Origin of the sequence: Morganella morganii (assembly GCF_019242955.1) — a bacterium.
In the GTDB taxonomy this organism is placed as follows: domain Bacteria; phylum Pseudomonadota; class Gammaproteobacteria; order Enterobacterales; family Enterobacteriaceae; genus Morganella; species Morganella sibonii.
In genome coordinates, this window is record NZ_CP066129.1 from 2,720,942 (window position 1) to 2,746,444 (window position 25,503).

28 protein-coding genes are annotated in these 25,503 nt (G+C 51.4%); 6 read left to right on the forward strand and 22 right to left on the reverse strand.

What is annotated here, in order from left to right:
• Window positions 1-58 precede the first annotated feature (58 nt).
• Complete coding sequence (locus JC793_RS12810) at window positions 59-1,228, forward strand: pyridoxal phosphate-dependent aminotransferase (RefSeq protein WP_218426356.1); 1,170 nt, start codon at window positions 59-61, stop codon at window positions 1,226-1,228.
• A gap of 81 nt (window positions 1,229-1,309) precedes the next feature.
• Here the strand turns inward: JC793_RS12810 and umoD are convergent, their stop codons facing one another.
• The 20 genes from umoD to yceD form a co-directional block, all read right to left on the reverse strand.
• Window positions 1,310-1,798: a UmoD family flagellar biogenesis regulator gene (gene umoD, locus JC793_RS12815; protein WP_107678710.1), complete on the reverse strand. Its 489-nt coding sequence runs from the start codon at window positions 1,796-1,798 to the stop codon at window positions 1,310-1,312.
• Window positions 1,799-2,197: 399 nt separating this feature from the next.
• Window positions 2,198-3,502, reverse strand: coding sequence for an NAD(P)/FAD-dependent oxidoreductase (locus JC793_RS12820; protein ID WP_107678711.1), 1,305 nt, complete (start codon window positions 3,500-3,502; stop codon window positions 2,198-2,200).
• Between the two features lie 434 nt (window positions 3,503-3,936).
• The gene (ycfP, locus tag JC793_RS12825) at window positions 3,937-4,485 is read right to left on the reverse strand and encodes an alpha/beta hydrolase YcfP (RefSeq protein WP_218426357.1); all 549 of its coding nucleotides are present in this window, start codon (window positions 4,483-4,485) and stop codon (window positions 3,937-3,939) included.
• The gene (gene nagZ, locus JC793_RS12830; protein WP_166708161.1) at window positions 4,482-5,504 is read right to left on the reverse strand and encodes a beta-N-acetylhexosaminidase; all 1,023 of its coding nucleotides are present in this window, start codon (window positions 5,502-5,504) and stop codon (window positions 4,482-4,484) included. The genes ycfP and nagZ overlap by 4 nt, the downstream gene beginning before the upstream one ends.
• An 18-nt stretch (window positions 5,505-5,522) precedes the next feature.
• Window positions 5,523-6,365, reverse strand: coding sequence for a protein kinase family protein (locus tag JC793_RS12835; protein WP_166708162.1), 843 nt, complete (start codon window positions 6,363-6,365; stop codon window positions 5,523-5,525).
• Entirely contained in the window at window positions 6,355-6,939 is a 585-nt protein-coding gene (lpoB, locus tag JC793_RS12840; protein WP_107678714.1) for a penicillin-binding protein activator LpoB, read from the reverse strand. Before lpoB ends, JC793_RS12835 begins: the two co-directional genes overlap by 11 nt.
• A 21-nt stretch (window positions 6,940-6,960) precedes the next feature.
• The gene (gene hinT, locus JC793_RS12845; RefSeq protein WP_046894936.1) at window positions 6,961-7,311 is read right to left on the reverse strand and encodes a purine nucleoside phosphoramidase; all 351 of its coding nucleotides are present in this window, start codon (window positions 7,309-7,311) and stop codon (window positions 6,961-6,963) included.
• 43 nt (window positions 7,312-7,354) lie between these two features.
• Window positions 7,355-8,134, reverse strand: a complete 780-nt coding sequence (locus tag JC793_RS12850) for a metal-dependent hydrolase (RefSeq protein WP_046894935.1) — start codon at window positions 8,132-8,134, stop codon at window positions 7,355-7,357.
• Window positions 8,135-8,144: 10 nt separating this feature from the next.
• Window positions 8,145-9,143, reverse strand: a complete 999-nt coding sequence (holB, locus tag JC793_RS12855) for a DNA polymerase III subunit delta' (RefSeq protein ID WP_218426358.1) — start codon at window positions 9,141-9,143, stop codon at window positions 8,145-8,147.
• On the reverse strand, window positions 9,143-9,781 hold the full coding sequence (gene tmk / locus JC793_RS12860) for a dTMP kinase (RefSeq protein WP_166708164.1): 639 nt from the start codon (window positions 9,779-9,781) through the stop codon (window positions 9,143-9,145). The genes holB and tmk overlap by 1 nt, the downstream gene beginning before the upstream one ends.
• Complete coding sequence (gene mltG, locus JC793_RS12865; RefSeq protein ID WP_046894932.1) at window positions 9,778-10,800, reverse strand: endolytic transglycosylase MltG; 1,023 nt, start codon at window positions 10,798-10,800, stop codon at window positions 9,778-9,780. Before mltG ends, tmk begins: the two co-directional genes overlap by 4 nt.
• A 20-nt stretch (window positions 10,801-10,820) precedes the next feature.
• Complete coding sequence (gene pabC / locus JC793_RS12870; RefSeq protein WP_166708165.1) at window positions 10,821-11,660, reverse strand: aminodeoxychorismate lyase; 840 nt, start codon at window positions 11,658-11,660, stop codon at window positions 10,821-10,823.
• Window positions 11,661-11,820: 160 nt separating this feature from the next.
• Window positions 11,821-13,065 (reverse strand): beta-ketoacyl-ACP synthase II, encoded by a 1,245-nt coding sequence (fabF, locus tag JC793_RS12875; protein ID WP_046894930.1) that lies wholly within the window; start codon window positions 13,063-13,065, stop codon window positions 11,821-11,823.
• A gap of 65 nt (window positions 13,066-13,130) precedes the next feature.
• Window positions 13,131-13,367, reverse strand: a complete 237-nt coding sequence (acpP, locus tag JC793_RS12880) for an acyl carrier protein (protein WP_004238075.1) — start codon at window positions 13,365-13,367, stop codon at window positions 13,131-13,133.
• Between the two features lie 155 nt (window positions 13,368-13,522).
• Window positions 13,523-14,257: a 3-oxoacyl-ACP reductase FabG gene (fabG, locus tag JC793_RS12885; protein WP_166709001.1), complete on the reverse strand. Its 735-nt coding sequence runs from the start codon at window positions 14,255-14,257 to the stop codon at window positions 13,523-13,525.
• Window positions 14,258-14,264: 7 nt separating this feature from the next.
• A complete protein-coding gene (gene fabD / locus JC793_RS12890) occupies window positions 14,265-15,197 on the reverse strand; it encodes an ACP S-malonyltransferase (protein ID WP_166708166.1) in 933 nt (310 codons plus the stop codon).
• A 19-nt stretch (window positions 15,198-15,216) separates the two neighbouring features.
• Window positions 15,217-16,170 (reverse strand): beta-ketoacyl-ACP synthase III, encoded by a 954-nt coding sequence (locus JC793_RS12895; RefSeq protein WP_046894928.1) that lies wholly within the window; start codon window positions 16,168-16,170, stop codon window positions 15,217-15,219.
• Window positions 16,171-16,175: 5 nt separating this feature from the next.
• On the reverse strand, window positions 16,176-17,222 hold the full coding sequence (gene plsX, locus JC793_RS12900) for a phosphate acyltransferase PlsX (protein WP_166708168.1): 1,047 nt from the start codon (window positions 17,220-17,222) through the stop codon (window positions 16,176-16,178).
• A gap of 27 nt (window positions 17,223-17,249) precedes the next feature.
• Complete coding sequence (gene rpmF, locus JC793_RS12905) at window positions 17,250-17,420, reverse strand: 50S ribosomal protein L32 (protein ID WP_004240653.1); 171 nt, start codon at window positions 17,418-17,420, stop codon at window positions 17,250-17,252.
• A gap of 12 nt (window positions 17,421-17,432) precedes the next feature.
• Entirely contained in the window at window positions 17,433-17,957 is a 525-nt protein-coding gene (gene yceD / locus JC793_RS12910; RefSeq protein ID WP_052925930.1) for a 23S rRNA accumulation protein YceD, read from the reverse strand.
• 154 nt (window positions 17,958-18,111) lie between these two features.
• Between yceD and JC793_RS12915 the strand changes: the two genes are divergently transcribed.
• Both JC793_RS12915 and JC793_RS12920 read left to right on the forward strand, forming a co-directional pair.
• A complete protein-coding gene (locus tag JC793_RS12915) occupies window positions 18,112-18,702 on the forward strand; it encodes a Maf family protein (protein ID WP_046894925.1) in 591 nt (196 codons plus the stop codon).
• Between the two features lie 39 nt (window positions 18,703-18,741).
• Window positions 18,742-19,068, forward strand: a complete 327-nt coding sequence (locus tag JC793_RS12920; RefSeq protein ID WP_046894924.1) for a hypothetical protein — start codon at window positions 18,742-18,744, stop codon at window positions 19,066-19,068.
• Window positions 19,069-19,150: 82 nt separating this feature from the next.
• Here JC793_RS12920 and rluC read toward each other — a convergent pair whose 3' ends face one another.
• A complete protein-coding gene (rluC, locus tag JC793_RS12925; RefSeq protein WP_046894923.1) occupies window positions 19,151-20,110 on the reverse strand; it encodes a 23S rRNA pseudouridine(955/2504/2580) synthase RluC in 960 nt (319 codons plus the stop codon).
• 533 nt (window positions 20,111-20,643) lie between these two features.
• Here rluC and rne point away from each other — a divergent pair.
• The 3 genes from rne (at window position 20,644) to JC793_RS12940 (ending at window position 24,940) form a co-directional block, all read left to right on the forward strand.
• Window positions 20,644-23,772 (forward strand): ribonuclease E, encoded by a 3,129-nt coding sequence (gene rne / locus JC793_RS12930; protein ID WP_218426359.1) that lies wholly within the window; start codon window positions 20,644-20,646, stop codon window positions 23,770-23,772.
• Between the two features lie 164 nt (window positions 23,773-23,936).
• Window positions 23,937-24,548 carry an iron-sulfur cluster assembly scaffold protein SufA gene (locus JC793_RS12935; protein WP_218426360.1) on the forward strand — a complete coding sequence of 204 codons (612 nt, stop codon included), beginning with the start codon at window positions 23,937-23,939 and terminating at the stop codon, window positions 24,546-24,548.
• Between the two features lie 47 nt (window positions 24,549-24,595).
• Window positions 24,596-24,940, forward strand: a complete 345-nt coding sequence (locus JC793_RS12940; RefSeq protein ID WP_348770438.1) for a type II toxin-antitoxin system YafO family toxin — start codon at window positions 24,596-24,598, stop codon at window positions 24,938-24,940.
• A 52-nt stretch (window positions 24,941-24,992) separates the two neighbouring features.
• Here the strand turns inward: JC793_RS12940 and tmaR are convergent, their stop codons facing one another.
• Entirely contained in the window at window positions 24,993-25,319 is a 327-nt protein-coding gene (gene tmaR, locus JC793_RS12945; protein ID WP_025154524.1) for a PTS system regulator TmaR, read from the reverse strand.
• Window positions 25,320-25,503 lie beyond the last annotated feature (184 nt).

Here is a 25,503-nt window from a genome sequence, read left to right on the forward strand (position 1 = left end):
AGATTGTTAGTTCGGTTAGTATTTACCAAAATATAATGACAACAACAGGGTAAATACTATGGATCGTCGTTCGTTTCTGAAATCAACAGGGATCGCACTCGGCGGCTTAACCGCTGCTTCTCTGATCAGTACCGGTCATGCCGCCACTGATACCGTTTCTCCCGCTGTTAAAGCCGCGCCGCTCAGTGCAGAAAATCCGCTGCTGCTGAACTTCAATGAAAACTCTTTGGGGATGTCGCCGAAAGCCCGTCAGGCGATTATCAATGCACTTCCCGGCGCGTTCCGTTATCCGGATGCTGCCCGCGAAGCGCTGATTGAACAAATCGCCGCGCATTTCTCACTGACGCCAGAACACATCAGCCTCGGAAACGGGTCATCAGAAACCATTCAGGCAGCAGTGCAGATGCTGGTGGCGGAAGCACAGAAAAAACAGCAGCCGGTACAACTGATTGTTCCGGACCCGACCTTTAATTATGCCGAACTGTATGCTGAGCCGCTGGGTGTGAATATTGTCAAAGTCCCGCTGAAAGCCGATCTCTCTTTCGACCTCACCGCGATGCAGGCAATTGCGGATAACTTTGCCGGTCATTCCGTTATCTATATCTGTAATCCGAATAACCCGACTGCCATGATCACCCCGGCCTCACAACTCGCGCAGTGGGTTAATCAGGCTCCGCCACAGCAGAATTTTATTATTGATGAGGCTTATGCAGAATTTGTATCTGACCCGCAATTTAAAAGTGCGGTTGAATGGGTGTCTGCCGGTAAATCCAATATTATTGTGACCCGGACATTCTCAAAAATATTTGCCCTGGCCGGACTTCGTGTCGGTTATGGTATTGCCGTACCGGCAGTGACAGAACAGATAAATAATTTCAATTCTATCGATAATACTAATATAGCAGGCGCTGTTTCCGCACTGGCATCCCTGAATGATAAACCGTTTATTGATTACAGCCGCCATTCAACAGATGTAGCACGGGAAATTGTGGTGGCCGCACTGAAAGAATTAAACCTGCCTTATGCACCATCACAGGCTAATTTTATCTTCCACAAAGTGGACGGGGATGTAAAAATCTATCAGCAGCGGATGAAAGAGAACCATATTATGGTCGGCCGTGAATTTCCGCCGGTTACCGGCTGGAGCCGCCTGACATTAGGGACACCGGAAGAGATGCAGCAATTCGTTGCGGTATTAAAACAGTTCCGCCAGAAAGGCTGGGTTTAATTTCCGGTTATATTAAATAAAATTGACTGATACCGGTTTACTGAATAAACCGGTATTTTCTTTTTTTGTCCGCTGCACAATTTATTTTACGCTATCCAGCCCCGGTAAAATGATCAGCCGCCCTGAATTATCCACCGGCATCGCATCACCGGGATTATAATTGATTCTGACCTTACCGACGGTATTGTTAATTTTATATACTACATCGTAGCCGATAACCCGCTGCTCATAAGTGTACGCCGTGGTGCAGGAGCGGTATGTCGGGCCGCCGTACACCTTCGGTTCATGCAGCAGTGTTTCATACAGCAGATACGGGGTACACACCTGTTCTGTCGGGTGAACGATATCCAGAAGCTCCCGTTTATACGGCCCCGGCATGGTTGTCAGGTCACAGTATTCGTGGCGCACCGGTATCGTCGCCGTAATCGGTTCTGATGAAAGAACCTCAGCAACAGCGGGACGTTTATGTTTTATCACAGCAAGGGAAATAATTACCGCAAAAATAACAAAAAGAAGCCCGAGCCCTGTAACAGTTATTCGTGATAACGGTTTCCATTTAGTTTTATTCATTGTCAAATTATCTAAATATCCAACGGTAATTATTAGGATTATTCCTATCGCACAACGGGGGGTATTTTTTAACTGTTTATCTGTCGTGCTATATTCCTTCAGTGCCGCTAAATAAAGGTTAAATAATATTGAATTAAAATCTTGTCCCTGTAATTTATTAATTCAATACGGCTGTGTGTGTACTGACAACGATCAACATTCATTAATAAATGAGCAGTATCTGCCTTATTTTGTTCATTACTACCGGAATTATCTGTTAGTGATGATACTGAGCGCCTGTTTAATAATACCTTTTTTGTGCTGCCTCAAATTTGAGCGATCTGTATTTCCTTGTGGTCAGCAGGGTTTCTTACTGATAAAAAATGACGCCCGGAGGCGTCATTTTTAGCGGAGATCAAATTAATGCAGTTTCAGCCGCGGCCGGATAATCCGGTTTATTCCGCCGACCAGCATCATCAGCCCGGTTTTTATATAACCGTGCAGTGCTATCTGGTGCATACGGTACAATGAAATATACATCACACGGGCAATCCGCCCTTCAATCATCATATTTCCGCGCATCAGGTTCCCCATCAGACTGCCGACCGTACTGAAACGGGACAGAGAGACCAGAGAGCCGTGATCTTTAAACACATAATCCTTCAGCGGCTTATCATTAAGCACCGCAAGGATGTTGTGATAGCAGCGGGTGGCCATCTGGTGTGCTGACTGTGCGCGCGGCGGAACAAATCCGCCCTCTTTTTTCGGGCAGGATGAGCAGTCGCCGATAGCAAAAATCGCATCATCGCGGGTGGTCCGGAGCGTTGGTTTGACCATCAGCTGATTGATGCGGTTAGTTTCCAGTCCGCCGATCTCTTTCAGGAAATCCGGCGCCTTGATACCGGCAGCCCAGACCATCAGGCTCGCGGTAATATGCTCACCATCTTTGGTGTTCAGGCCGGATTCATCGGCACTGGTGACCATAGTCTGTGTCATGACTCTTACGCCCAGCTTGCTCAGTTCCTGATGTGCTGCACCGGCAATTTTCGGCGGCAGTGCAGGCAGGATACGCTCACCCGCCTCCACCAGTGTCACATTCAGCGCATCCGTGTTCAGACCTTTAAAACCGTAGCTGTGGAGCTGCTCAACGGCGTTATACAGTTCTGCGGACAATTCCACCCCGGTCGCACCGCCGCCGACAATGGCGATATTCACTTTTTCGCCTTCGCCGTGGCTGGCGGAATATTTCAGGAACAGGTTCAGCATCTCATTATGGAAACGTTTTGCCTGTGACGGACTGTCGAGGAAGATACAGTTCTCTTTGATCCCCGGCGTCCCGAAATCGTTGGAAGTACTGCCCAGCGCCATTACCAGGATGTCATAATCCAGGTTACGTTCCGGTACCAGCAGGTCACCGTTGTTATCACGGATTTCCGCCAGGGTGATATTTTTGCTGTCGCGATCCAGTCCGGTCATAGAGCCCAGCTGGAAATTAAAATAGTGATTGCGGGCGTGTGCCAGGTAGCTCAGGGCATCCACGCCGTCATCCAGAGAACCGGTCGCCACTTCGTGTAACAGCGGTTTCCACAGGTGGCTGCTGTTGCGATCGACCAGAGTGATTTCCGCTTTTTTCTTCTTACCCAGTTTGTGGCCGAGCTGCGTTGCCAGTTCCAGCCCGCCTGCGCCACCGCCGATAATCACAATCTTCGTATTCGGTGTAGTCATAACATCCTCTGAAAAATAATCTAACGTTATCTCAGGGCTCTTCAGGAAAAACAGTGAGATAACATCAGACAAAACTGAATCGTGTCACACCATGGTATACCACAACAGGTAATTTGGTCATACCATATTTGATCATAATCAAATTTTGGGTAATCCGGCGGTAAAATGCAAACATTATTTTAAAGTTAACAAGAATATTTTACTTTTGGTTTACCTCTGATGTTTTCTTTAATCACCGGATTAACTTTTCACAGTCACCCATGGAAAAAGCCTGTTATCTTGCTGATCCACCAGCAGAAAGTTATTGATATAGCGCAATGACAGGAAAGATACGTAAGAGATACCGCACAGGGAAGGCAGTTTTGAGACAGGAATCGCTTCAGTTGAGGCGTAAAAAAACCGCGCCTTCAGCAGGCACGGTCATTTTACTGATATCAGGCTTTTTTAAACGGTGTTTTAAACTCTTTGATTTCCTGTAAATGACGGGACAGATCTTTAAATTTATGAGCCTGCTCTTCATCCCAGATAACCTGGTAGTAAGGCGATAAAGTATCATGCGCACGCTGACTATCCAGTGCCTCATCATTGCGGGACAACAACACCAGGCAGTTCTGCCGGTTCAGGGTGCGGAAATCCGAAATACACTTGGTCATGATATCCAGATACTCTTCCGGGCGGTCGATTTTGCCTTCCATATTTTCATACGGGAACAGGTTCGGGTTCACCATCACCTGACGAATTCCGCACAGGTAGCCGACACGTTCAGCCCAGAAGCCTCCCAGCCCCACGCCCAGCACAATGGCCGGACCTTCGCTCTGTTTTACCGCTTTATCCACTTCGGTCAGCAGATATTTCATGTCATAACGCGGATGCAGTGTGCTGTAACTGATAAAACGGACATCCGGGTCCGCAAATTTCAGTTGCATCACTTTTTCATGATTGCCCGGGCTGGTTGAATCAAATCCATGAAGATAAATAATCATGCTCGCTCCTGCCATTGTTCGTGTAATACGGATAGGGTTTTGTTCGCCTGCTGCCAGCGCTCACTGCGCTGCAATTCGGCCAGATCATAACCTTTACCCCGATGATACAACTTATCAATACGTTGTGCCGTGATAACAGGCAAATTATCAAGGATAGTCACAGCACCTTTACGGTTATTACAGACCAGGATCATATCGCAGCCCGCATCCAGTGATGCCTGACCGCGTTCGGCATAACCGCCCATGACCGCCGCCCCTTCCATTGACAGGTCATCCGAGAAAATCACCCCATCAAACCCGAGCTGCTGACGCAGAACCGATTTCAGCCAGTACGGCGAGCCGCTGGCCGGACGATCATCAATCTGAGTGTAAATCACATGAGCAGGCATGACGGCATCGAGCAGCCCGCGCTGGATAAATTCACGGAAAATCGCCATGTCTTTACCGCGGATCACCGCCGGGTCGCGTTCATCACGCGGCGTTTCTTTGTGGGAATCCGCACTGACCGCGCCGTGTCCGGGGAAGTGTTTACCGGTACTCGACATTCCGGCGCTGCGCATACCGCGCACAAAACGCTCCGCCATCTGCGCCGCAATATCGCCGTCCTCATGGAACGCACGCGAGCCGATAGCCGCGCTGCCATGCCCCAGATCCAGCACCGGCGCAAAACTGATATCAATATCCATGGCGATCATTTCCGCCGCCATCAGCCAGCCCGCTTCTTCTGCCATCGCAGAGCCGGTGAGCGGGTCATTCAGCAGTGCAAAAGATTGCGCCGCCGGCAGACGGGTAAAACCCTCTTTAAACCGCTGAACGCGTCCGCCTTCCTGATCAACCGCAATCACCACACGGTTATCGCGGGTGGCTTCACGGATCTGCCGCGTCAGTTCACGCAGCTGTGCCGTGTCATGGAAATTACGGGTAAAAAGAATCACGCCCCCGACAGAAGGGTGGCGCAGAATTTCGCGCTCTTCGCTGTCCAGCTCATACCCTTCAACATCTAACATTACAGGACCCATGGTGACACCTCGTTATATTTACCTGAGCCCGGCGGCGGCTTTCAGCGCGGCCGGGTATTGCAGAAACTGCGGGTCGCCGGTTTGTCCCCAGCGGCTCTCAAACCACATAACCATCATATAATCTGCCCGTGCCTGCCAGCGGCAGGTCTGCGCCAGTACGCGCTGCGGACAGTGATAAGCAGAATAATAACGCAGAAAAGTGTGAATTAACGTCAATGACCAGTTATTGGCACGAAAAAGTGTGGCGAGAGAGAGGCCGATATCCGTGTCAGCGGCGTATTCCCAGTCAATCAGATGCAGATCACCCGCTGCGGTCACGATATTACCGGGATGGATATCCATATGTGCAGGGGCGAGTTTCAGCGGCTGTGGTTCCGCTTCGCGCATAAAGTGACTGTGGATGCGCAGCAGCTGTGGTGTGCGGCGGCGTTTGTCCGTCAGATGAAAATGGCGGTCTGCCTGCGCTTTGAGCGGCAGACGGTAACCGGTCTGCGGCTGGTTATGCAAACGGCTGACCAGCGCCGCCAGTTGCGGCATAAACGCCGGTTCCTGCATCTGTTCCGGCGGCAGAGTTTTCCCCGCCACCCGGTACAGCAGCAACCAGCCGTGGCTGAAGCCCGCCACACGCGGCGCCAGCCCGCTGTCACGCAACCGGTGCAGAATACGTGCCTCTTTCTGACGGCTGACACCGATATCCGCACTGTGTGCCGTCTGCGCTCTGCCAATCAGAAATACATCATTTTGTTCAATACTGACACTTTCCCGTGTCAGTCCGTTCAGCGGACGGATTGTCCAGCCGCCGGCCGGCAGTGCGGGAAAGTGTTCAGCGAGACATAACAGTAACGCGCTGTTACTGCTCAAGCACCGCGCCCTTACCGGACCAGATGATTTCACCGCTGCTGACAGACATCAGCTGCATTTCCATCTGACGGGCATCGCGGGTGCCGGTCACCACACTGTACAGCACATAGTCGGCATTCAGGTAACGCGCCAGACCGATAGCTTTGCTGCGCAGAGTCAGTGTGTCGTTATCCCCCATACCAAGCACTGACATAGCACTGCTGACCGCACCGGCCGGGATCACATTCAGCACCCCGGTTTTTCCGATGGTATTCATCAGAGCACCGGTCGCGACATTGGTTTGCAGGCTGCTGTTGGTCTTATTACCGACTTTATTGACCAGCAGTGTGCTGCCCTGATTCACGCCGTCACTGTGCACCATCTGATTAACCAGCGGTGTGATGCTCTGTTCCCATTCAATTTTTTTCATTTTCGGCGGCACAGGCACCGTATCTGACGGCGGCAGCGGCGGCGGTGTGGTATCCGCAGGCGGAGGTGTTACCGTATCCACCGGAGCCGGAGGTGTTACCGGTGCCATTGAAGGACACCCGGCCAGCAGCCAGACAGAGGCAATCACACATAAAAGACGTTTCATCACGATTCTCCTGTCTGCCGGTTATTTTGCCAGCATCGGCCCCAGATGACGGCCGCCGACCAGATGCATATGAATATGGAACACTTCCTGACCGCCGTGGCGGTTGCAGTTCATTATCAGGCGGTAGCCGTCATCCGCAATCCCTTCCTGCTGCGCGATTTTGGCTGCCACGGTGATCATATGACCCAGAACCTGTTCATCTTCCGCAGTGACATCATTCACGGTAGGAATAAGATGATTGGGAATAATCAGAATATGCGTCGGTGCCTGCGGGGAAATATCACGGAACGCCGTGACGCTGTCATCCTGATAAACGATATCAGACGGAATTTCACGACGAATAATTTTACTAAAAATAGTTTCTTCGGCCATAACCTGCTCCTGTAATTAATCAGCCTGACAGACGGGTCCGTATTTACCGGACTGACACCTGAAACAGACGGCTGAAATTGTCAGTGGTGATCTCAGCAAGCGCCTCAACGCTCACCCCTTTTAATACCGCCATATACTCCGCCACATCACGTACGTAAGCGGGCTGGTTCTCTTTACCGCGGAACGGTACCGGTGCCAGATAAGGTGAGTCCGTTTCCACCAGAATACGATCCAGCGGCACAATCCGTGCGGCTTCGCGGATCTGTTCTGCGTTGCGGAAGGTCACGATACCGGAAAAGGAGATATAAAAACCTTCATCCAGCAGTGCCGTTGCCGTCTCTTTGTCCTCGGTAAAGCAGTGTAACACGCCGCCGCACTCCCCGGCCTGTTCTTCGCGGATAATCGCCAGGGTATCTTCACGGGCATCGCGGGTATGCACAATGACCGGTTTATTCAGCTCGCGTCCGATGCGGATATGCTCACGGAAAACATCACGCTGAAGCGCCGCATTCTCTTTCTGATAGTAGTAATCCAGCCCGGTTTCGCCGAGTGCCACCACACGTTTATCCGCAGCCAGTTCGCGCAGCAGTGTGAAATCATACGGCTCATCCAGATTCAGCGGATGAATACCACAGGAAAAGGCCACATCCGGGCGTTCGCCAATCAGCTCACGCATTTTGGTATACCCCGGCAGGGTTGTCGCAACCGCCAGCGCATATTTCACATCACGCTGTGCGGCTTTTTGCATAACATCATCCACACTCTCGTGCCGTTTTTCATAATCCAGACAATCGAGGTGGCAGTGGGAATCGACTAAAAACATAATTAACCTGTTATTTTAAATGAGGTGGTGCAGAAAACAGCGTTTCCTGGTGTAACAATTGTTCTGTCAGCAGCAGCTCCTGATTGACCCCGGTGATAGTCATCAGCCGGTGGCGGCAGGTCAGCCAGCTTTCCGCCGCACTCAGTAAATGCGCGCTGCTGTAATGTGCCGCCAGTTGTGCGATAAGAGCTGACTGATCCTGATTCAGACAGGCGGGAGCCATATTCTGCTGATATTTTACCGCATCCATAAACAGGGTTGTCAGCCAGCTGATGCGCTTTTCCGCATCCTGATGATTCAGTTCAGATAACAGCGATAAAAAGTCCCCGCTGCGTACTGATGCGGCCAGTTGCGTGAACAGGTTCAGCCGGTTTTGCCAGTCAGCGGTTGTCAGCAGCAGCAGTGCTGCTGCCGGGGCATTATGGCAGAGATTCAGTGCCGTCTGACGGGAAACCGCATCGGACTGCGGATGTTCGCGCTGCAACCACTGTAAGCCGGTATCCGGTGACGGTGGTGCCAGGTGATACGCAAAACAGCGGCTGCGCAGTGTCGGCAGTAATTGTTCCGCCCCCTGGCTCTGTAACACAAACCAGGTGTTCTCTGTCGGCTCTTCCAGGGTTTTCAGTAAGGCGTTGGCGGCCGCTTCCGTCAGCAGTTCCGCCTGCGGAATATGAACCAGTTTGGCGCCGCCCTGCTGAGCGTGGTCATGCAGTTTTTCTGTCACGGCGCGCACGATATCAACACCGGAGGTGGATTTGCCTTTTTCCGGCTGCAGCAGATAAAAATCCGGATGTGTGCCTGCCAGCATCAGTTTACAACTGTGGCACTCCCCGCAGCTTTTGATGCCCTGCGGCTGCTGACACATCCGCAGACGTGTCAGGGCATAGGCCAGCTCGTCGGTGCCGGTGCCGGGAATACCGTACAGCAGAAGCGCATGATGCCCCTGGCCGGACAACCACGCGGTTGCCAGCTGACGGTAAACAGGATTAAGCCACGGATACCAGTTCATTACGCCTCTTTTTGCTGTGCCAGCCAATCCCGCACCGCAGTGCGGATAGATTGATGGACATTATCCATTGATTGCGATGCATCAACGGTAACAATGCGCGGGTCAGATTCGGCCAGTTCCAGATAACGGGCGCGGGTACGACGGAAGAAATCCAGCGATTCCTGCTCAATTCTGTCCAGGTCGCCCCGGCTGCGGGCACGGGATAAGCCGGTTTCCGGCGGCAGATCGAGATACAGCGTAAAGTCAGGATAAAAATCCCCCAGCACCGTATCACGCAGTGACTGCATCAGCTTGCGGTCAATACCGCGTCCGCCGCCCTGGTAGGCCTGAGAGGACAGGTCATGGCGATCACCGATCACCCATTGTCCCCGCGCCAGTGCCGGTTTGATGACATTTTCCACCAGCTGAATACGGGCAGCGTATAACATCAGCACTTCAGCTTTATCGGTGACGGTTTCGCCGTCGATCCCGTCTTTAATCAGCGTACGCAGTTTTTCTGCCAGCGGCGTGCCGCCCGGCTCACGGGTATAGATCAGATCCGTAATGCCGTTTTCATGCAGTGTATCAACAATCACCTGACGCGCCGTGGTTTTCCCGGCACCTTCAAGCCCTTCAATTACAATAAATTTGCCTGTCATTGTTTTTTTAATCCGTTACGGTAATCCGCAACCGCCCGGTTGTGATCCCGCAGGTTTGTGGTAAATACATGTCCGCCTTTACCGTCTGCGACAAAGTAAAGGTAACCGGTAGTGTCCGGTCTGGCTGCCGCTTCCAGTGAAGCACTGCCCGGCATGGCGATAGGCGTCGGCGGCATGCCGTCAATCTGATAGGTATTATACGGCGTTGCCCGCGCCAGATCGCTGCGGTAAATCGTGCCCTGATAACGTTCCCCCATACCGTAAATAACGGTCGGGTCAGTTTGCAGGCGCATTTTCAGTTTCAGCCGGTTCATAAAGACCGAGGCCACTTTTTTGCGTTCGCCGTCCACACCGGTCTCTTTTTCAATCAGCGAGGCCATGATCAGCATTTCATACGGATCGGCATACGGTAAGTCGGTGTTACGGGTTTTCCAGGCCGCCGCCAGCTTTGTTTCCATCTGCTGGTGCGCCCGTTTCAGAATCTGGCTGTCTTCCGTTCCGGCGGTATAAAGATAGGTATCCGGATAAAAACGCCCTTCGAGGTGACTCCCGGCAGGCAGGCCGAGCATCTCTGTCAGTTTATCCGCCGGTAAATCCGCGAGGGTCTGTTTCAGGTAAGGCGCTTCCGACAGAATTTTTTGCCAGTCCGCCAATTTACTGCCTTCAACAAAACGGATGCTGAACTGTGCCTCTTTACCGCTGACAAACAGTTGCAGCATGCTTCTGACGGTCATATCCGGCGTCAGGCGGTATGTGCCCGCTTTGATTTTTGCCAGATCCGGCTCCAGTTGCAGCAGCCAGTCATAGTTATGTGATTCCGGGATAATCCCGCTTTCCGCCAGTTTTTTCTCCAGCGCCACCCGGCCGGTGCCCGGCGGGATAGTGAAAATCGTCTCTTCAGTAACGGAAATTTTTTGTCCGGAAAAAGCGTCCACCTGGTGATAAAGCCAATACGCCACGCCGCCTGCAACCGCAAGCAGCACCAAAAATGTCACAAGGAAAATCCGTGTTTTTTTCATCAGTCATTAACTCTGTTCGTTCAGGGTATTGCTGCCGGACAGTGCGGCAAAAGCAGGGTAAAAAGTGAACGGGACGTATACCGCCAGTGATGACGGTCATCCGCACGGATCTCATTGACCGGCATCACCGGCATCAGCGCATTGCACATAATCACTTCATCTGCTTTTGCCAGCACCTGCGGAAAACGTTCGGTTTCATAACAGCGGTAACGGCTGCTTTTCAGTACATCCATGATATGCGCGCGCATCACACCAGCCACGCCGCATTTGTTCAGTGACGGCGTAAATACATCATCACCGCAGCGCCAGAACAGATTGGCACTGCATCCTTCGGTCAGAATACCGTCAGTATCACAGACAATGGCTTCATCTGCCTGCTGTTCTGCCACATACCGGCGGATAAGCACCTGTTCCAGCCGGTTCAGGTGTTTGATACCGGCCAGATACGGATTAACGGACAACGGTACCGGGCTTTTTACCAGCGATAACCCGTTCTCCTGCAATGCCGGATAATTGGCCGGGTAAACAGAACGGATCAGGATCACCACCGGCGGTACATCCGCACGCAGATAACCGCGCCCCTGCTCACCGGCGGAGATAATCACTTTCAGCACAGCATCGGTGCTGCCGTCTGCGGCCTGCATGATCCATTCGATCAGCAGTGATTCATCCGGCGGTGTCAGTCCCAGCCCTGCGCAGCCATCCTGTAACCGGCGCAGATGGCGTGTCAGTAATGCCGGTTTGCTGTTCACAATACGCATTGTGGTAAAACAGCCGTCACCAAACTGCACACTGCGATCAGAAATTGCAATCGTGTGCTGCGGTACACCATTAACCCAGTAATGCGCCTGTTGTGTCATAGCCAACTCATTGTTTTAACGATTATTATTTAATCGTTATTCAGTATCCGGACAGACCTGTATAATAGTACAGCTGTGATTTTTGTGCAAAAGCACGATAACGGATGCATCAGGTAAAAAAAAAAGCGCCGTCATGGCGCTTTTTCCTCAGAAAACAGACTCAGATCTTACGGAAAATCAGGGAACCGTTGGTTCCGCCGAAGCCGAAAGAGTTACAGAGTGCGTATTCCATACCTTCCACTTTGCGGGCTTTGCCCGGTACAAAGTCGAGTTTGCAGACCGCATCATCCTGATTATCCAGGTTGATGGTCGGCGGTATAATCTGATCACGCAGAGCCAGAATAGTGAAAATGGATTCCACTGCACCGGCGGCACCCAGCAGGTGACCGGTCATGGATTTGGTTGAACTGACCAGAACCTTCGTTCCTTCACCAAATACCGTTTCAACGGCTTTTGCTTCCGCCACATCACCCGCAGAGGTGGATGTACCGTGAGCATTAATATAGCCGATGCTGTCAGCAGGGATGCCCGCATCCTGAATCGCGTTTGCCATGGCCAGTGCGGCACCGTCACCGTTTTCCGGTGGTGATGTCATGTGATAAGCATCGCTGCTCATCCCGAAACCGACCAGTTCCGCGTAGATTTTCGCACCGCGGTTTTTCGCGTGTTCGTACTCTTCCAGCACCAGCATACCGGCACCGTCTCCCAGCACAAACCCGTCACGATCTTTATCCCACGGACGGCTTGCGCCCTGAGGATTATCATTATTGGTGGATAAGGCACGTGCAGCACCGAATCCGGCAACACCTAATGGTGTGCTGGCTTTTTCAGTACCACCGGCAACCATGACATCTGCATCACCGTAAGCGATAATCCGGGCCGCGTGCCCGATATTATGCACGCCGGATGTACAGGCAGTGGCAATGGAGATACTTGGTCCGCGCAGACCGTACATAATGCTCAGATGTCCGGCAACCATATTGATGATAGTTGACGGGACAAAGAACGGACTCACTTTACGCGGGCCGCCTGCTGCCAGAGAAGCGCAGTTTTCTTCAATCAGTCCGAGACCACCAATACCAGAACCAATCGCAGCACCGATACGGGTTGCATTGGCTTCTGTTACTTCAAGTCCGGAATCCTCTATTGCACGGATACCGGCTGCAATACCGTATTGAATGAAGAGATCCATCTTCCGGGCATCTTTGCGCGAAATATTAAAATCTTCGTGATTGAAATCTTTTACCATACCCGCGAATTTGGTCGCATGGTTTGAGGTGTCAAAATGATCAATCAGGCTGATACCACTCTGCCCGGCACACACAGCTTTCCAGGATGAATCGACTGTATTACCGACAGGAGATAACATGCCAAGTCCGGTCACAACTACACGACGCTTAGACACGCTTATCCTCCGGGGAAAATAAAAGAAACAAGGCGGTCGGGTGACCGCCTGGACATGAGGGATGCTTACTTGCCTGCGTTCTCAACGTAGTCAATAGCAGCCTGTACAGTTGTGATTTTTTCTGCTTCTTCGTCTGGGATTTCGATGTCGAACTCTTCTTCCAGAGCCATCACCAGCTCAACTGTGTCAAGAGAATCAGCGCCTAAGTCATCAACGAATGAAGCTTCGTTTTTTACTTCTTCCTCTTTAACACCCAGTTGTTCAACGATGATTTTCTTAACACGTTCTTCGATAGCGCTCATACTATTAAATTTCCTATCAAAACTCGCTATATGCGATGGTTTTCGTAGTTTATAAAATACAGGAAAAGATGCAACCCAATCCCGGCTGGTCTAACCATATAAATACTCACTTTTGCGTGCGTTTACACAAAAACGGCAAATGGTTAGCTCAAACATTAAATCATGTACATGCCACCATTGACATGCAATGTCTCGCCTGTGATGTAAGCCGCTTCATCAGAAGCTAAGAAGGCTACAGCACTGGCAATCTCTTCAGCATCACCCAAACGGTTAGCAGGAACCTGAGATAAAATGCCTGCACGCTGGTCGTCTGTCAATGCACGAGTCATATCGGTTTCGATAAAACCCGGGGCAACGACGTTGACGGTGATACCGCGCGACGCAACTTCACGGGCGAGTGATTTACTGAAACCAATCAGCCCGGCTTTCGCCGCCGCATAGTTAGCCTGTCCGGCATTTCCCATCGTTCCGACAACAGAACCGATGGTGATGATGCGCCCGCAACGTTTTTTCATCATGGCGCGCATAACTGCTTTGGACAGACGGAACACGGATGAAAGGTTAGTGTCCAGGATATCCTGCCACTCGTCGTCTTTCATACGCATCAGTAAGTTGTCACGTGTGATACCTGCATTATTAACCAAAATATCGATTTCGCCAAACTCAGTGCGAATATTTTCTAATACATGGTCAATGGATGCGCTGTCGGTCACGTTCAGCGCAAGGCCTTTACCCTTTGCGCCTAAGTATTCACTGATAGCTGCCGCACCGCTTTCGCTGGTTGCAGTACCAATCACAGTTGCACCGCGTGCTGCTAATTTCTCAGCAATTGCACGGCCGATTCCGCGGCTCGCACCGGTGACAAGGGCAATTTTACCTTCAAAGCTCATCTCAACCTCAGCGATTTTCAAGTGCTGTTTCCAATGATGACATATCATTGACAGCAGATGATGTTAATGTTTTCACAATACGCTTAGTCAGCCCGGTCAGTACTTTGCCCGGCCCCGCTTCCAGCAGATCTTCAACACCCTGCGCGGCCATAAACTCAACAGTTTCGGTCCAGCGTACCGGATTATAAAGCTGACGGACTAATGCATCACGAATTGCATCGGCGGAAGTCTCTATCTTAACATCAACATTGTTCACAACAGAAAAGATTGGTGTGTTAAATGTGATATTTTTTAGCGCAACGGCTAATTTATCAGCAGCCGGCTTCATTAATGCACAATGTGACGGCACACTGACCGATAACGGCAGTGCACGTTTTGCACCGGCTTCCTTACATAAGGCCCCGGCACGCTCAACCGCGTCTTTCTCACCGGCGATAACCACCTGACCCGGTGAGTTAAAATTAACCGGTGATACCACCTGCCCCTGTGCAGCATCTTCACAGGCTTTGGCAATGGCGTCATTTTCCAGACCGATGATCGCGTACATCGCACCGGTACCGGCAGGAACCGCTTCCTGCATCAGACGGCCGCGTAATTCGACCAGTCTGATGGCTTCTTTAAAATCGATCACACCGGCACACACCAGCGCGGAGTATTCACCCAGGCTGTGACCGGCCATCATGGCAGGCATTGCGCCGTTCTTTTCCTGCCAGACGCGCCAGATGGCCACAGAGGCCGCCAGCAGCGCCGGCTGGGTCTGCCAGGTTTTATTCAGCTCTTCTTCCGGTCCGTTCTGAACGAGTGCCCATAAGTCATAGCCCAGTTCAGCGGATGCTTCGGCAAAGGTTGCCTCCACGACCGGAAAATTTGCCGCGAGGTCAGCCAGCATACCGACTGACTGAGAACCCTGTCCCGGAAATACCATTGCATATGCAGACATGATTTAGCTTCCTGAAAAATTAAAAACGAATTAAAGCAGAACCCCAGGCGAAACCGCCGCCGAAGGCTTCAATCAGAATCAGCTGACCGCGTTTGATGCGCCCGTCACGAACGGCTTCATCGAAAGCAGTCGGTACAGAGGCCGCAGAGGTGTTGCCGTGGCGATCCAGGGTGACAACGACTTTATCCATGCCCATATTTAATTTTTTTGCGGTGGCACTGATAATGCGCAGGTTTGCCTGATGCGGCACCAGCCAGTCGAGTTCTGATTTGTCGATATTGTTCGCCACCAGCGCTTCTTCAACGACGTTGGCTAATTCACGGACCGCCACGCGGAACACTTCGTTACCCGCCATCGTCAGGTACGCCGGTTTTTCGCTGTCTTTGCGATCTTTATTCGGTAATGTCAGCAGATCGCCGTAACGGCCGTCCGCATGCAGATGGGTGGAGAGAATGCCCGGTTCTTCAGACGCTTCAACCACAAAAGCACCCGCGCCGTCACCAAACAGGATAACGGTACCGCGATCTTGAGGGTCCAGCGTTTTCGCCAGAACATCTGAACCGATAACCAGGGCTTTTTTCGCCATACCGGTTTTAATGAATTGATCCACCACACTGATGGCGTAGCTGAAACCGGCACATGCCGCAGCCACATCAAAGGAGATACAGCTGTCGATACCCAGCAGTTTCTGGATTTCGCAGGCGGCACTCGGGAAACCGTGAGTGGAAGACGTGGTACCCACGACAATCAGATCGATATCACCGGCAGGAATACCTGCCATATCCAGTGCGTTCAGCGCTGCCTGGTGGCCCATCGTGACAACGGTTTCATCATCACCGGCCAGACGGCGCTCGCGGATACCCGTACGAGTAACAATCCACTCATCGGTTGTGTCGACCATTTTTTCCAGATCAGCATTTGTGCGGATTTGTGCAGGAAGATAGCTCCCGGTTCCTAAAATTTTTGTATACATATTAGTTAGTTACTCTTAGGTAATACCATAGCAAGGCGAGATGCGATTCGTTCCGGCACCTGCTTTTCAACGGTCTGAACCGCCTGCGTAATGGCAGCGTTGAATGCACTTACATTCGCCGCACCGTGACTTTTAATCACAATGCCGCGTAATCCTAACAGAGAAGCGCCGTTATACTGGTCGGGGTTCAGGTGACTGAAGCGTTTATTCAGCCATTTTGTCACCACTTTCTTCACGACTTTCTTCACAGCTCTGTACAGCAGAGATGACGATTTGCCTTCATTCTGTGATTTAAACATAGAAAGGATCACACGAATCACCCCTTCCATGGTTTTCAGGGTAACGTTACCCGCGAAGCCGTCACAGACCAGTACATCCGTTTTACCGGTCAGCAGTTCATTACCTTCTGCATAGCCGATATAATTGATGTCCGGTATCGATTTCAGCACCGTGGCTGCTTCGCGGATATTGTCGAGTCCCTTGGTTTCTTCTTCACCGATGTTCAGTAATGCCACACGCGGATGAGGAATCCCGGCCACATCTTCTGCCATCACCGCGCCCATGACAGCAAACTGCACCAGCATCTCACTGCTGCACTCCGCGTTTGCGCCCAGATCAAGCAATACCGTTTTGCCTTTCTTCTGATTCGGCACCACGGTCATCAGTGCAGGACGCTCGATGCCTTCAATGGATTTCAGCATCAGTTTTGCCAGCCCCATCAGCGCCCCGGTGTTTCCGGCACTGACGCACGCCTGTGCCTCCCCCTCTTTCACCAGTTCCAGCGCGATACGCATGGATGTGCCTTTACTCTGGCGGATAGCCTGAGAAGGTTTGGCATCACCGGCAATCGTCTCATAGGCAGGAATCACCCGCAGACGAGTGAGCAGCTCAGCATTCTGGTTTGCAAGCAGAGGAGAAATGGAATCAGGGTGCCCGACCAGCAACAGGGTGAGCTTTGGATTAGATGCCAGTGCCTGCAGCGAGGCAGGCACTGTGACATGGGGGCCGATATCCCCACCCATGGCATCTAACGCGATGGTTAGATTAGTCAAGATATCAACGTGCTTAAAAGCAGCAGATTACTTGTTGATTACCTTACGACCACGGTAGTAACCATCAGCGGTCACATGGTGACGCAGATGAGTTTCACCAGAGGTTTTGTCAACAGAAACCAGAGTTGCTGACAGTGCGTCATGAGAGCGACGCATACCACGTTTGGAACGAGTTGGTTTATTTTGTTGTACGGCCATTGACCTTACTCCTTAAGTACTTTTCTTTAAACTGGCTAATGCAGCAAACGGATTTGGCTTTTCTGCTTCCGGAGGAAGCTCACCAAAGACTTTCACCGCGTCGGACACTTCACAGTGTTCAGAATCATGTACCGGAACCACAGGCAGAGAAAGAATTAATTCATCTTCAATCATTGCCAGTAAATCTGTCTCACCAAAATCACTTACGTCAATTGGCTCATACTCTTCCGGTAATGCCTCAGCCTGTTCATCGCTGACAACCGGGCTGAAACAATACGTTGCGCGGACATGAAGCGGGAAGATGTTACCACACCGCTGACACTCAAGTGAAACATCAGTTTCTGCTGTTCCCTTAATGACTGTCAGACGCTGCGGATCGATTTCAAACGTCAAATCAACATCAACGTCGCTGTCCACACTGACTACCGATTCGGCTAACCGCGTAACCTGCTCAGGTGCATAGCACCCCCGGTAATCCAGGCGCTTCTGCGCGGCGCGCTTTGCATCAATAGTCAGAGGTAATTTTATCTTTTGCATAAGGCGCGCATCTTATATTCGTAAGACGATATAGTCAAAGAAAATATAGACAGCAAAGAGGGCGGTAACCTGCCTTCCCGCTAAAAATACACTCAATAAGCGGCGCATAGTTTAGAATGAGTTTATTCTTTTTACCACGATTTTCGGAATATTTATGATCTCACTGGTTCTGGCCTCCACCTCCCTGTACCGCAAAGCCCTGCTGGAGAAACTCGGCGTGCCGTTTGTCTCCGCCGCCCCCGGCACAGATGAAACCCCGTACCCGGCAGAAGACGCACAATCGCTGGTCATGCGCCTGGCCCGCGAAAAAGCCCGCTCGCTGACACAGCAATACCCGGACAGCCTGATTATCGGATCTGATCAGGTCTGTGTGCTGGACGGGGAAATTACCGGCAAACCACATCACTATGATGCGGCGTTTGCACAACTGCGCAAAGCTTCCGGTCAGCGCATCACCTTTTATACCGGACTGAGCCTGTACAACAGTGCCACCGGAGAAGATCACACGATATGTGAACCTTACCACGTATATTTCCGTACACTGGAAGATGACGAAATCCGCGCTTATCTGCTGGCGGAAACGCCTTATCAGTGTGCCGGCAGTTTTAAATCCGAAGGATTAGGAATCGCCTTATTTAAAAAACTGCAGGGAGATGACCCTAATACACTGATAGGATTACCGCTGATCCGCCTGACTGAATTACTGATTCAGGCCGGATACAACCCACTGCGGATACCCCGCTGACCTTTATCCGGGGTATCCGATGACTGTTAAGGAACTGACATGAAGCTGAAAATGATCGCTGCCGCAACGCTGCTGTTCAGCGCAGCCGGCCTGGCTGCCCCGTCACTGGCGGACAAAACAACGTTTGTTGCCGACTGTACAAAAGGCGCTGTGACCAACCTGAAAAACCCGGACAACCGCAGTAAAGTCCCGGAAGTCTGTGAGTGTGTCTATGACAACTCCCTGGCAAAATTCGGTAAAGACGGGCTGACCAAACTGGATGATCAGATCCGCAAAGGTCAGAAACTGACAGAACAGGATTCGCAGGCTATCGGTGAAATTGCCCAGAACTGCACCACTAAAATTATCGGTGTGCAGACAAAGTAACCACCGCATGTCGTCGATACTGCCAATTTAAGAAAAAACCCGCGTTCGTCGCGGGTTCTTTATAACGGGGTCTGCACTCTGCTTATTTTGCCTGTTTCGACCGCAGCACAGTCAGACAATGACGCAGCTTTTCATCTAACGGCGCCTGAAGGCGCATCGCCTCTCCGGTAGACGGATGTGTAAAAGCGAGTGCCGCCGCATGTAAAAACAGCCGGTTCAGGCCCGTCCCTTTCAGTTGTGCATCAAACTGTGCATCACCGTAACGGTTATCAAATGCGATAGGGTGCCCCGCATGAAGCGTATGCACGCGGATCTGATGCGTGCGTCCGGTCACCGGACTGGCTTTAACCAGCGTGGCCGAATCAAAGCGCTCTTCCACTTTAAAACGGGTTTCTGATGGTTTTCCTTCCGGGCTGACTTTCACCACGCGTTCGCCGCTCTGGAGAATATTTTTCAGCAGCGGTGCCTGCACCACTTTTACGGAAGATTGCCACTGACCGCGCACCAGTGCCAGATAATCTTTCTGCATCTGTTTCAGACGCAGTTGTTCATGCAGCGCCCGCAGCGCGGAACGCTTTTTGGCGATCAGCAGAATACCGGAGGTATCACGGTCGAGCCGGTGCACCAGCTCCAGGAAACGTGCGTCAGGACGCAGCGCCCGCATTGCCTCAATCACGCCGAAACTCAGACCGCTGCCGCCGTGCACCGCCGTTCCCGCCGGTTTATTAATCACCAGAATATGATCATCTTCATACAATACACACTCTGCGAGTGCGGATACTTTATCCAGTTTCGCTGATACCGGCGCATCATTTTTCTCTGCCACACGCACCGGCGGAATACGGATGCTGTCCCCGTCCGCAATTTTGTATTCCGGTTTTATCCGGCCTTTATTTACGCGCACTTCCCCTTTACGGATGATGCGGTAAATCATGCTCTTCGGTACCCCTTTGAGGCGCGCGAGCAGAAAATTATCAATACGCTGGCCGGCTTCATCGCCGGACACAACAACAAATTGAACTGTCTGATTATCAGTTTTCATGAAACGGGGGGCTATCCTCTGAACCGTTGCTCCGCAAACCGGGATCGTTATCCGGTGAAACAGGCGGCAAATGTGCATCAATGTTTTACGCGGCTATTTTCCCATTTTTTCCGGAAAAAGACCAAGGATTAACGTCATTAACAAATTTCTGCATAATTTTCACCGAAACATGCAATGTCACCTTGCTATAACCACACCGGCAATGGAATAATGCATGCGCCGATTTTGGCAAAGCAGATATTTTATATTTGTCTGACCGATGACAACGCAGCAATGGCGTAAGACGTTATTTCCGGTCAGATAATCAGCGGGCTGCGGGTTGCAGCTTACCGGGCCGGTATCACGTATAAACGTGATTTTCAGCCGGCAACGGGGATTCAGACAAGACTGAACCTCACCGACACAATTTGCACCTCTATACGATCGACAGCCGGGAGGCTGACGGTGCGGTAAAAGCCACGAGGTCATCGGTTCCGGTAGCAACGAAATTGCCCGCAGCGCACTAATTAAATGAAAAGATTGAGTAAATTATAATGAAAAGAATGTTAATCAACGCAACTCAGCAGGAAGAGTTGCGTGTTGCCCTTGTCGACGGGCAGCGGTTGTATGATCTGGATATCGAAAGCCCCGGTCACGAACAAAAAAAAGCAAACATCTATAAAGGGAAAATCACCCGTATTGAACCGAGTTTAGAAGCTGCTTTTGTTGACTATGGCGCAGAGCGTCACGGTTTCCTTCCCGTCAAAGAAATTGCCCGCGAGTATTTCCCTGCTAATTACCACGCCTCCGGCCGTCCGAATATCAAAGATGTCCTGAAAGAAGGTCAGGAAGTCATTGTTCAGGTCGACAAGGAAGAGCGCGGTAATAAAGGCGCGGCACTCACCACCTTTATCAGTCTGGCCGGCAGTTATCTGGTTCTGATGCCGAATAACCCGCGTGCCGGCGGTATTTCCCGCCGTATCGAAGGGGATGATCGCACCGAGCTGAAAGAAGCCCTGTCCGCACTGGATATCCCGGATGGTATGGGTCTGATTGTCCGCACCGCCGGTGTGGGTAAATCTGCCGATGCCCTGCGCTGGGATCTCGAATACCGTATCAAGCACTGGGAAGCCATCAAAAAAGTTGCTGAAGGCCGCCCTGCTCCGTTCCTGATCCATCAGGAAAGTAATGTTATCGTCCGCGCGTTCCGTGATTATCTGCGCCCGGACATCGGTGAAATCCTCATCGATAACCCGAAAATTCTGGAACTGGCACGCAAGCACATCACCGCTATCGGTCGTGCGGATTTCGCCAGCAAAATCAAACTGTACCAGGGCGAAGTGCCGCTGTTCAGTCATTATCAGATTGAATCGCAGATTGAATCCGCTTTCCAGCGCGAAGTCCGTCTGCCGTCCGGCGGTGCGATTGTTATCGACACCACCGAAGCCCTGACCGCTATCGATATCAACTCCTCCCGTTCAACACGCGGCGGTGATATCGAAGAAACCGCATTTAACACCAACCTGGAAGCGGCAGATGAAATTGCCCGCCAGCTGCGCCTGCGTGACCTCGGCGGCCTGATTGTTATCGACTTTATCGATATGACGCCGGTCCGTCATCAGCGCGAAGTGGAAAACCGGATGCGCGAGGCGGTACGTCAGGATCGCGCCCGTATCCAGATCGGCCGTATTTCCCGCTTTGGTCTGCTGGAGATGTCCCGTCAGCGCCTGAGCCCGTCACTGGGTGAATCAAGCCATCATGTGTGTCCGCGATGCAGCGGCACCGGGACTGTGCGTGATAACGAATCACTGGCGCTCTCCATTCTGCGCCTGATTGAAGAAGAAGCGCTGAAAGAGAACACCCATCAGGTACACGCAATCGTCCCTGTTCCGGTGGCGTCTTATCTGCTGAACGAAAAACGCCAGGCCGTCAGTGCAATTGAAGCACGCCAGGCGGGCGTCAGCGTGATTATCGTGCCGAACAATCAGATGGAAACCCCGCACTTCCGCGTGGTCCGTGTCCGTAAAGGTGATGAGATCGGTACCCTGAGCTATCGCCTGCCGGAGAAATACGAAGCGGAATCCGCTGCCGGTGAAGAAGAGGAAACTCAGGAACGCCGTGCGCCGGAGCAACCGGCCATCAATGCCTTTGCTATTACTTCCGACGCACCGGTACCGGCACAGTCCGCCGCTGCCCGCAAACCGGAAAGCAAACGTGATAACCGTCAGGACAAGCAGGCACCTGCTGCTTCTGAAGGTGGTTTCTTCAGCCGTCTCATCAAAAAACTGTTCGGTTCCGCACCTGTTGTGCAGGAAGAAACTGAACAGAAAGAGAAAAAGCAGAGTAACGACAACAATAACCGCCGCGGCGGGAATGACCGTAACAAACAGCGCCGTAACCGCCGCGACCGTAATGATCGCAACGGTGAACGCACCGAACGTACTGACCGCCCTGAGCGCGGCGAACGCAGTGATAACGAATCACGTAACAAGCGTGACCGTGATACGGTAAATGAGCCGCGTAAAGGTCGTAATCAGAATACGCCGAACGAAGATCTGACACCGGAAGAACTGGCCGCCCGCGAAGCGCAGCAGCAATTACGCCGCGAACAGCGTGCAGAGCGTCAGCGCCGTCGTCAGGAAGAGAAGCGTACTCAGCAGGATGCGAAAAAACTGCATGCGCAGCAGGAAGATCAGGATGCCCTGAACAGCGACGGTAATACGGAAGATGATGATGCACCAACACCGGTTCGTCAGCGCCGTAACCGCCGCCAGCTGAACGGCTCTGTCCGTATTACGGATGGCGCAACACAAACTGAACCGGCTGTTGCAGCTTCCGTTCCGGCTGTAACCGACACTGCACCTGCGGCAGTCCCGGCGGATACAGACGTACCGGCCGCGGCTGAAAACAATGGTGATGAAACGCACAGCGATAACATTCTGCCGCGCCGCTCCCGCCGTTCACCACGCCATCTGCGTGTGAGTGGTCAGCGCCGCCGCCGTTACCGCGAAGACCGTCAGCTGACGCAATCCCCGGTTCCGCTGGAAATGGCTGTGTTCTCTCCTGAGCTGGCCTCCGGTAAAGTGTGGGTTCAGTATCCGGTTGTGACACCTGCTGTACCTGCGGAACAGGAAATGACAGAAGCGGCTCCGGAAGTCACCGCGATAGTGACAGAAGCGGCAGTTGTCACTCAGATTGTTGCTGAAACGACAGAAGCCACGGTTGTGGCGGAACAGTTCTCTCTGACAATCGCTTCTGAAGCGCCTCAGGTTACCGTACCGGAAGAAATGCCTGCTCAGGAAACCACAGAAGTTGTGGCTGATGAACCGGCAGTAACTGATATCGTTACGGCTGAACCGGCAGCGCCAATCGCCGCCGCAGAACCGGAAGCCATTACAGAACCTGAAGTGATTGCCGAGCCTGAAGTGATTACAGAGCCTGAACCGGTTGCTGAGCCTGTCACAGCTCCTGTGGCAGCACCGGTTTCTGAAACAGCCGTCGTTGTGGCCGGACGCCACGCGTATTCACCGATGACCAAAGCGCCTGCTCCGGCAACCACCGGCGAAGCCTTTGCTATCACTGAATATCAGCGTGAAGACCGCGAAGCCTATTCCCTGCACGGTGCAGGTGGTCATGCCGCGACTAACCATGCAGCTTCAGAGCCATCAAAAACACTGCTCTGATAATGTATCGCTGAACTGAAAATGGCTTCCTCCGGGAAGCCATTTTTTATTTCCGGAAAAGACCGGTAACTGATGGTTCTTTATACGAAGCTGGCTTTCAATTATACTAATGACGTCTTGAGAGTCCTGCTTGTCAGTGACTCTGAAGTAACAGGAGAAACAGCATGGTAAAAAAGACAACCCAGACAACCGTTACAGCTATCGTGGCAAGCCTTATGGCTTCGCTCGCTCCTGTCCCTGCACAAAGCACAACCTTACCCGTAACCGCAGTGGAAATAAGTACAAACCATAATGTGGCGGCCTCGCTCACATTTAATCTTCCGGGTGGCGTCGTTTTCCTGCCGCTTGAAGATGCTGCTGATTATCTTAATCAGATCAATGAACATCAGCGATCACTTCTGAATGCAGCCGTACAAGACAGACAAAACCGGGGAAAAGGTGCCCTTTTTGCATTCACTCCGCGAATGAAACGTTTGTGCGCTGATGGTCTTAAACATCATATGCGCGTTAAAGAAGCCATCCGGCTTGTAATGGCAAATGATAACCTCAGTAAAACGTTCCCCGGTAACCCCGGACAGCAAGCACAATATAAAGCTAATCTGCTTCGCTTCGGTCGTGCGGTCGCACAAAGTGAATTTATCCTCAGAGATACATTGTCACTCATTGAACAAAGCATGCCTCCTGAAAATACAGTGCATTTAACAGATATGCCGGGTGATAACGAAGTCCGTTCCTGGATTGCTGCTGAACACAAAAAACTCAAACTCCCGGTATAGGAGTAACACTGATGCCTTGCATAGTGAGTGTTCATTCTGATGTAGAGATGCCGGATATCGCAAACAGTTACGCTAAAGCTTTAGAAGCCTGGAAGAACTCACAGATTTTACCTGATCATTTCGGTAATGAGGGTCAATGGGAAAGTAATCCCCGGTTGTGTGATTCTTTCGTCTATAAACTACATATCCGATTACCGTCAGAACCCGGATGGAAAAAAAACAAAGCACAGATTGACAGACATTCCAATCATTACCTTGTATTTTCAAGGCATTGGCTCGATTACGATAACATTCAAATCATCAGTGTTATGAGCCCTGACGGCCACGAAAAAGCCAGAACATCTTATATGTCTGAATTGGAACGACGGGCAGAAGAGTTTCAGAACAGTTAAAAAAAAACCGCGAATGCTGCCATTCACGGTTTCTGTGGTTGTGATTATGCGATTACTTAATATCTTTGATATCGCCCATCGCTTTGAGCTCTCTGGAGATTTCACGGCGCTCTTTTGACAGATCCGCATTCTTGATGATGTACTCATCCACACGATCTTCGTAGTCACTGCGCATATTGGCAATGATGGCCTGGATATCTTCAATGGACATACCCGGCTTGATGTAATCACTCAGGTTATCAAGCAGAAGTACACGTTTCTGGTTATCACGGATTTTCTTTTCGTTGTCAGTTATTTCACGCAATATTTTATTTTTACGGCGAAACATACGAACGAACTCCAGGACATTGTGAAAGGAAGGCTTGGTTGTGTTGTCCATTATTCTACCCTTAGTCATATCTGAAATGTGATTCATTAAACAATACAGGTTAACCATGACTGCCGACAAGCACTTCCGCCGGTTTTCGTCAGTTTTATTCAGTGTAGCGTATTTCTGTGCGGAATTGTTTCAGCTGGCAGACATTCCGCACAAAATACCGCAATTTTGTGCGATCTGCTATCGG

Excerpts from the sequence above, each read along its gene's own strand:
- JC793_RS12810 (WP_218426356.1), top strand. The coding sequence starts at position 59 with ATGGATCGTCGTTCGTTTCTGAAATCAACAGGGATCGCACTCGGCGGC.
- umoD (WP_107678710.1), bottom strand. The coding sequence starts at position 1,798 with ATGAATAAAACTAAATGGAAACCGTTATCACGAATAACTGTTACAGGG.
- JC793_RS12820 (WP_107678711.1), bottom strand. The coding sequence starts at position 3,502 with ATGACTACACCGAATACGAAGATTGTGATTATCGGCGGTGGCGCAGGC.
- ycfP (WP_218426357.1), bottom strand. The coding sequence starts at position 4,485 with ATGATTATTTATCTTCATGGATTTGATTCAACCAGCCCGGGCAATCAT.
- nagZ (WP_166708161.1), bottom strand. The coding sequence starts at position 5,504 with ATGGGTCCTGTAATGTTAGATGTTGAAGGGTATGAGCTGGACAGCGAA.
- lpoB (WP_107678714.1), bottom strand. The coding sequence starts at position 6,939 with ATGAAACGTCTTTTATGTGTGATTGCCTCTGTCTGGCTGCTGGCCGGG.
- hinT (WP_046894936.1), bottom strand. The coding sequence starts at position 7,311 with ATGGCCGAAGAAACTATTTTTAGTAAAATTATTCGTCGTGAAATTCCG.
- JC793_RS12850 (WP_046894935.1), bottom strand. The coding sequence starts at position 8,134 with ATGTTTTTAGTCGATTCCCACTGCCACCTCGATTGTCTGGATTATGAA.
- holB (WP_218426358.1), bottom strand. The coding sequence starts at position 9,143 with ATGAACTGGTATCCGTGGCTTAATCCTGTTTACCGTCAGCTGGCAACC.
- tmk (WP_166708164.1), bottom strand. The coding sequence starts at position 9,781 with ATGACAGGCAAATTTATTGTAATTGAAGGGCTTGAAGGTGCCGGGAAA.
- mltG (WP_046894932.1), bottom strand. The coding sequence starts at position 10,800 with ATGAAAAAAACACGGATTTTCCTTGTGACATTTTTGGTGCTGCTTGCG.
- pabC (WP_166708165.1), bottom strand. The coding sequence starts at position 11,660 with ATGACACAACAGGCGCATTACTGGGTTAATGGTGTACCGCAGCACACG.
- acpP (WP_004238075.1), bottom strand. The coding sequence starts at position 13,367 with ATGAGCGCTATCGAAGAACGTGTTAAGAAAATCATCGTTGAACAACTG.
- fabG (WP_166709001.1), bottom strand. The coding sequence starts at position 14,257 with ATGAGCTTTGAAGGTAAAATTGCCCTTGTCACCGGTGCGAGCCGCGGA.
- fabD (WP_166708166.1), bottom strand. The coding sequence starts at position 15,197 with ATGTCTGCATATGCAATGGTATTTCCGGGACAGGGTTCTCAGTCAGTC.
- JC793_RS12895 (WP_046894928.1), bottom strand. The coding sequence starts at position 16,170 with ATGTATACAAAAATTTTAGGAACCGGGAGCTATCTTCCTGCACAAATC.
- rpmF (WP_004240653.1), bottom strand. The coding sequence starts at position 17,420 with ATGGCCGTACAACAAAATAAACCAACTCGTTCCAAACGTGGTATGCGT.
- yceD (WP_052925930.1), bottom strand. The coding sequence starts at position 17,957 with ATGCAAAAGATAAAATTACCTCTGACTATTGATGCAAAGCGCGCCGCG.
- JC793_RS12915 (WP_046894925.1), top strand. The coding sequence starts at position 18,112 with ATGATCTCACTGGTTCTGGCCTCCACCTCCCTGTACCGCAAAGCCCTG.
- JC793_RS12920 (WP_046894924.1), top strand. The coding sequence starts at position 18,742 with ATGAAGCTGAAAATGATCGCTGCCGCAACGCTGCTGTTCAGCGCAGCC.
- rluC (WP_046894923.1), bottom strand. The coding sequence starts at position 20,110 with ATGAAAACTGATAATCAGACAGTTCAATTTGTTGTTGTGTCCGGCGAT.
- rne (WP_218426359.1), top strand. The coding sequence starts at position 20,644 with ATGAAAAGAATGTTAATCAACGCAACTCAGCAGGAAGAGTTGCGTGTT.
- JC793_RS12935 (WP_218426360.1), top strand. The coding sequence starts at position 23,937 with ATGGTAAAAAAGACAACCCAGACAACCGTTACAGCTATCGTGGCAAGC.
- JC793_RS12940 (WP_348770438.1), top strand. The coding sequence starts at position 24,596 with ATGCCGGATATCGCAAACAGTTACGCTAAAGCTTTAGAAGCCTGGAAG.
- tmaR (WP_025154524.1), bottom strand. The coding sequence starts at position 25,319 with ATGGACAACACAACCAAGCCTTCCTTTCACAATGTCCTGGAGTTCGTT.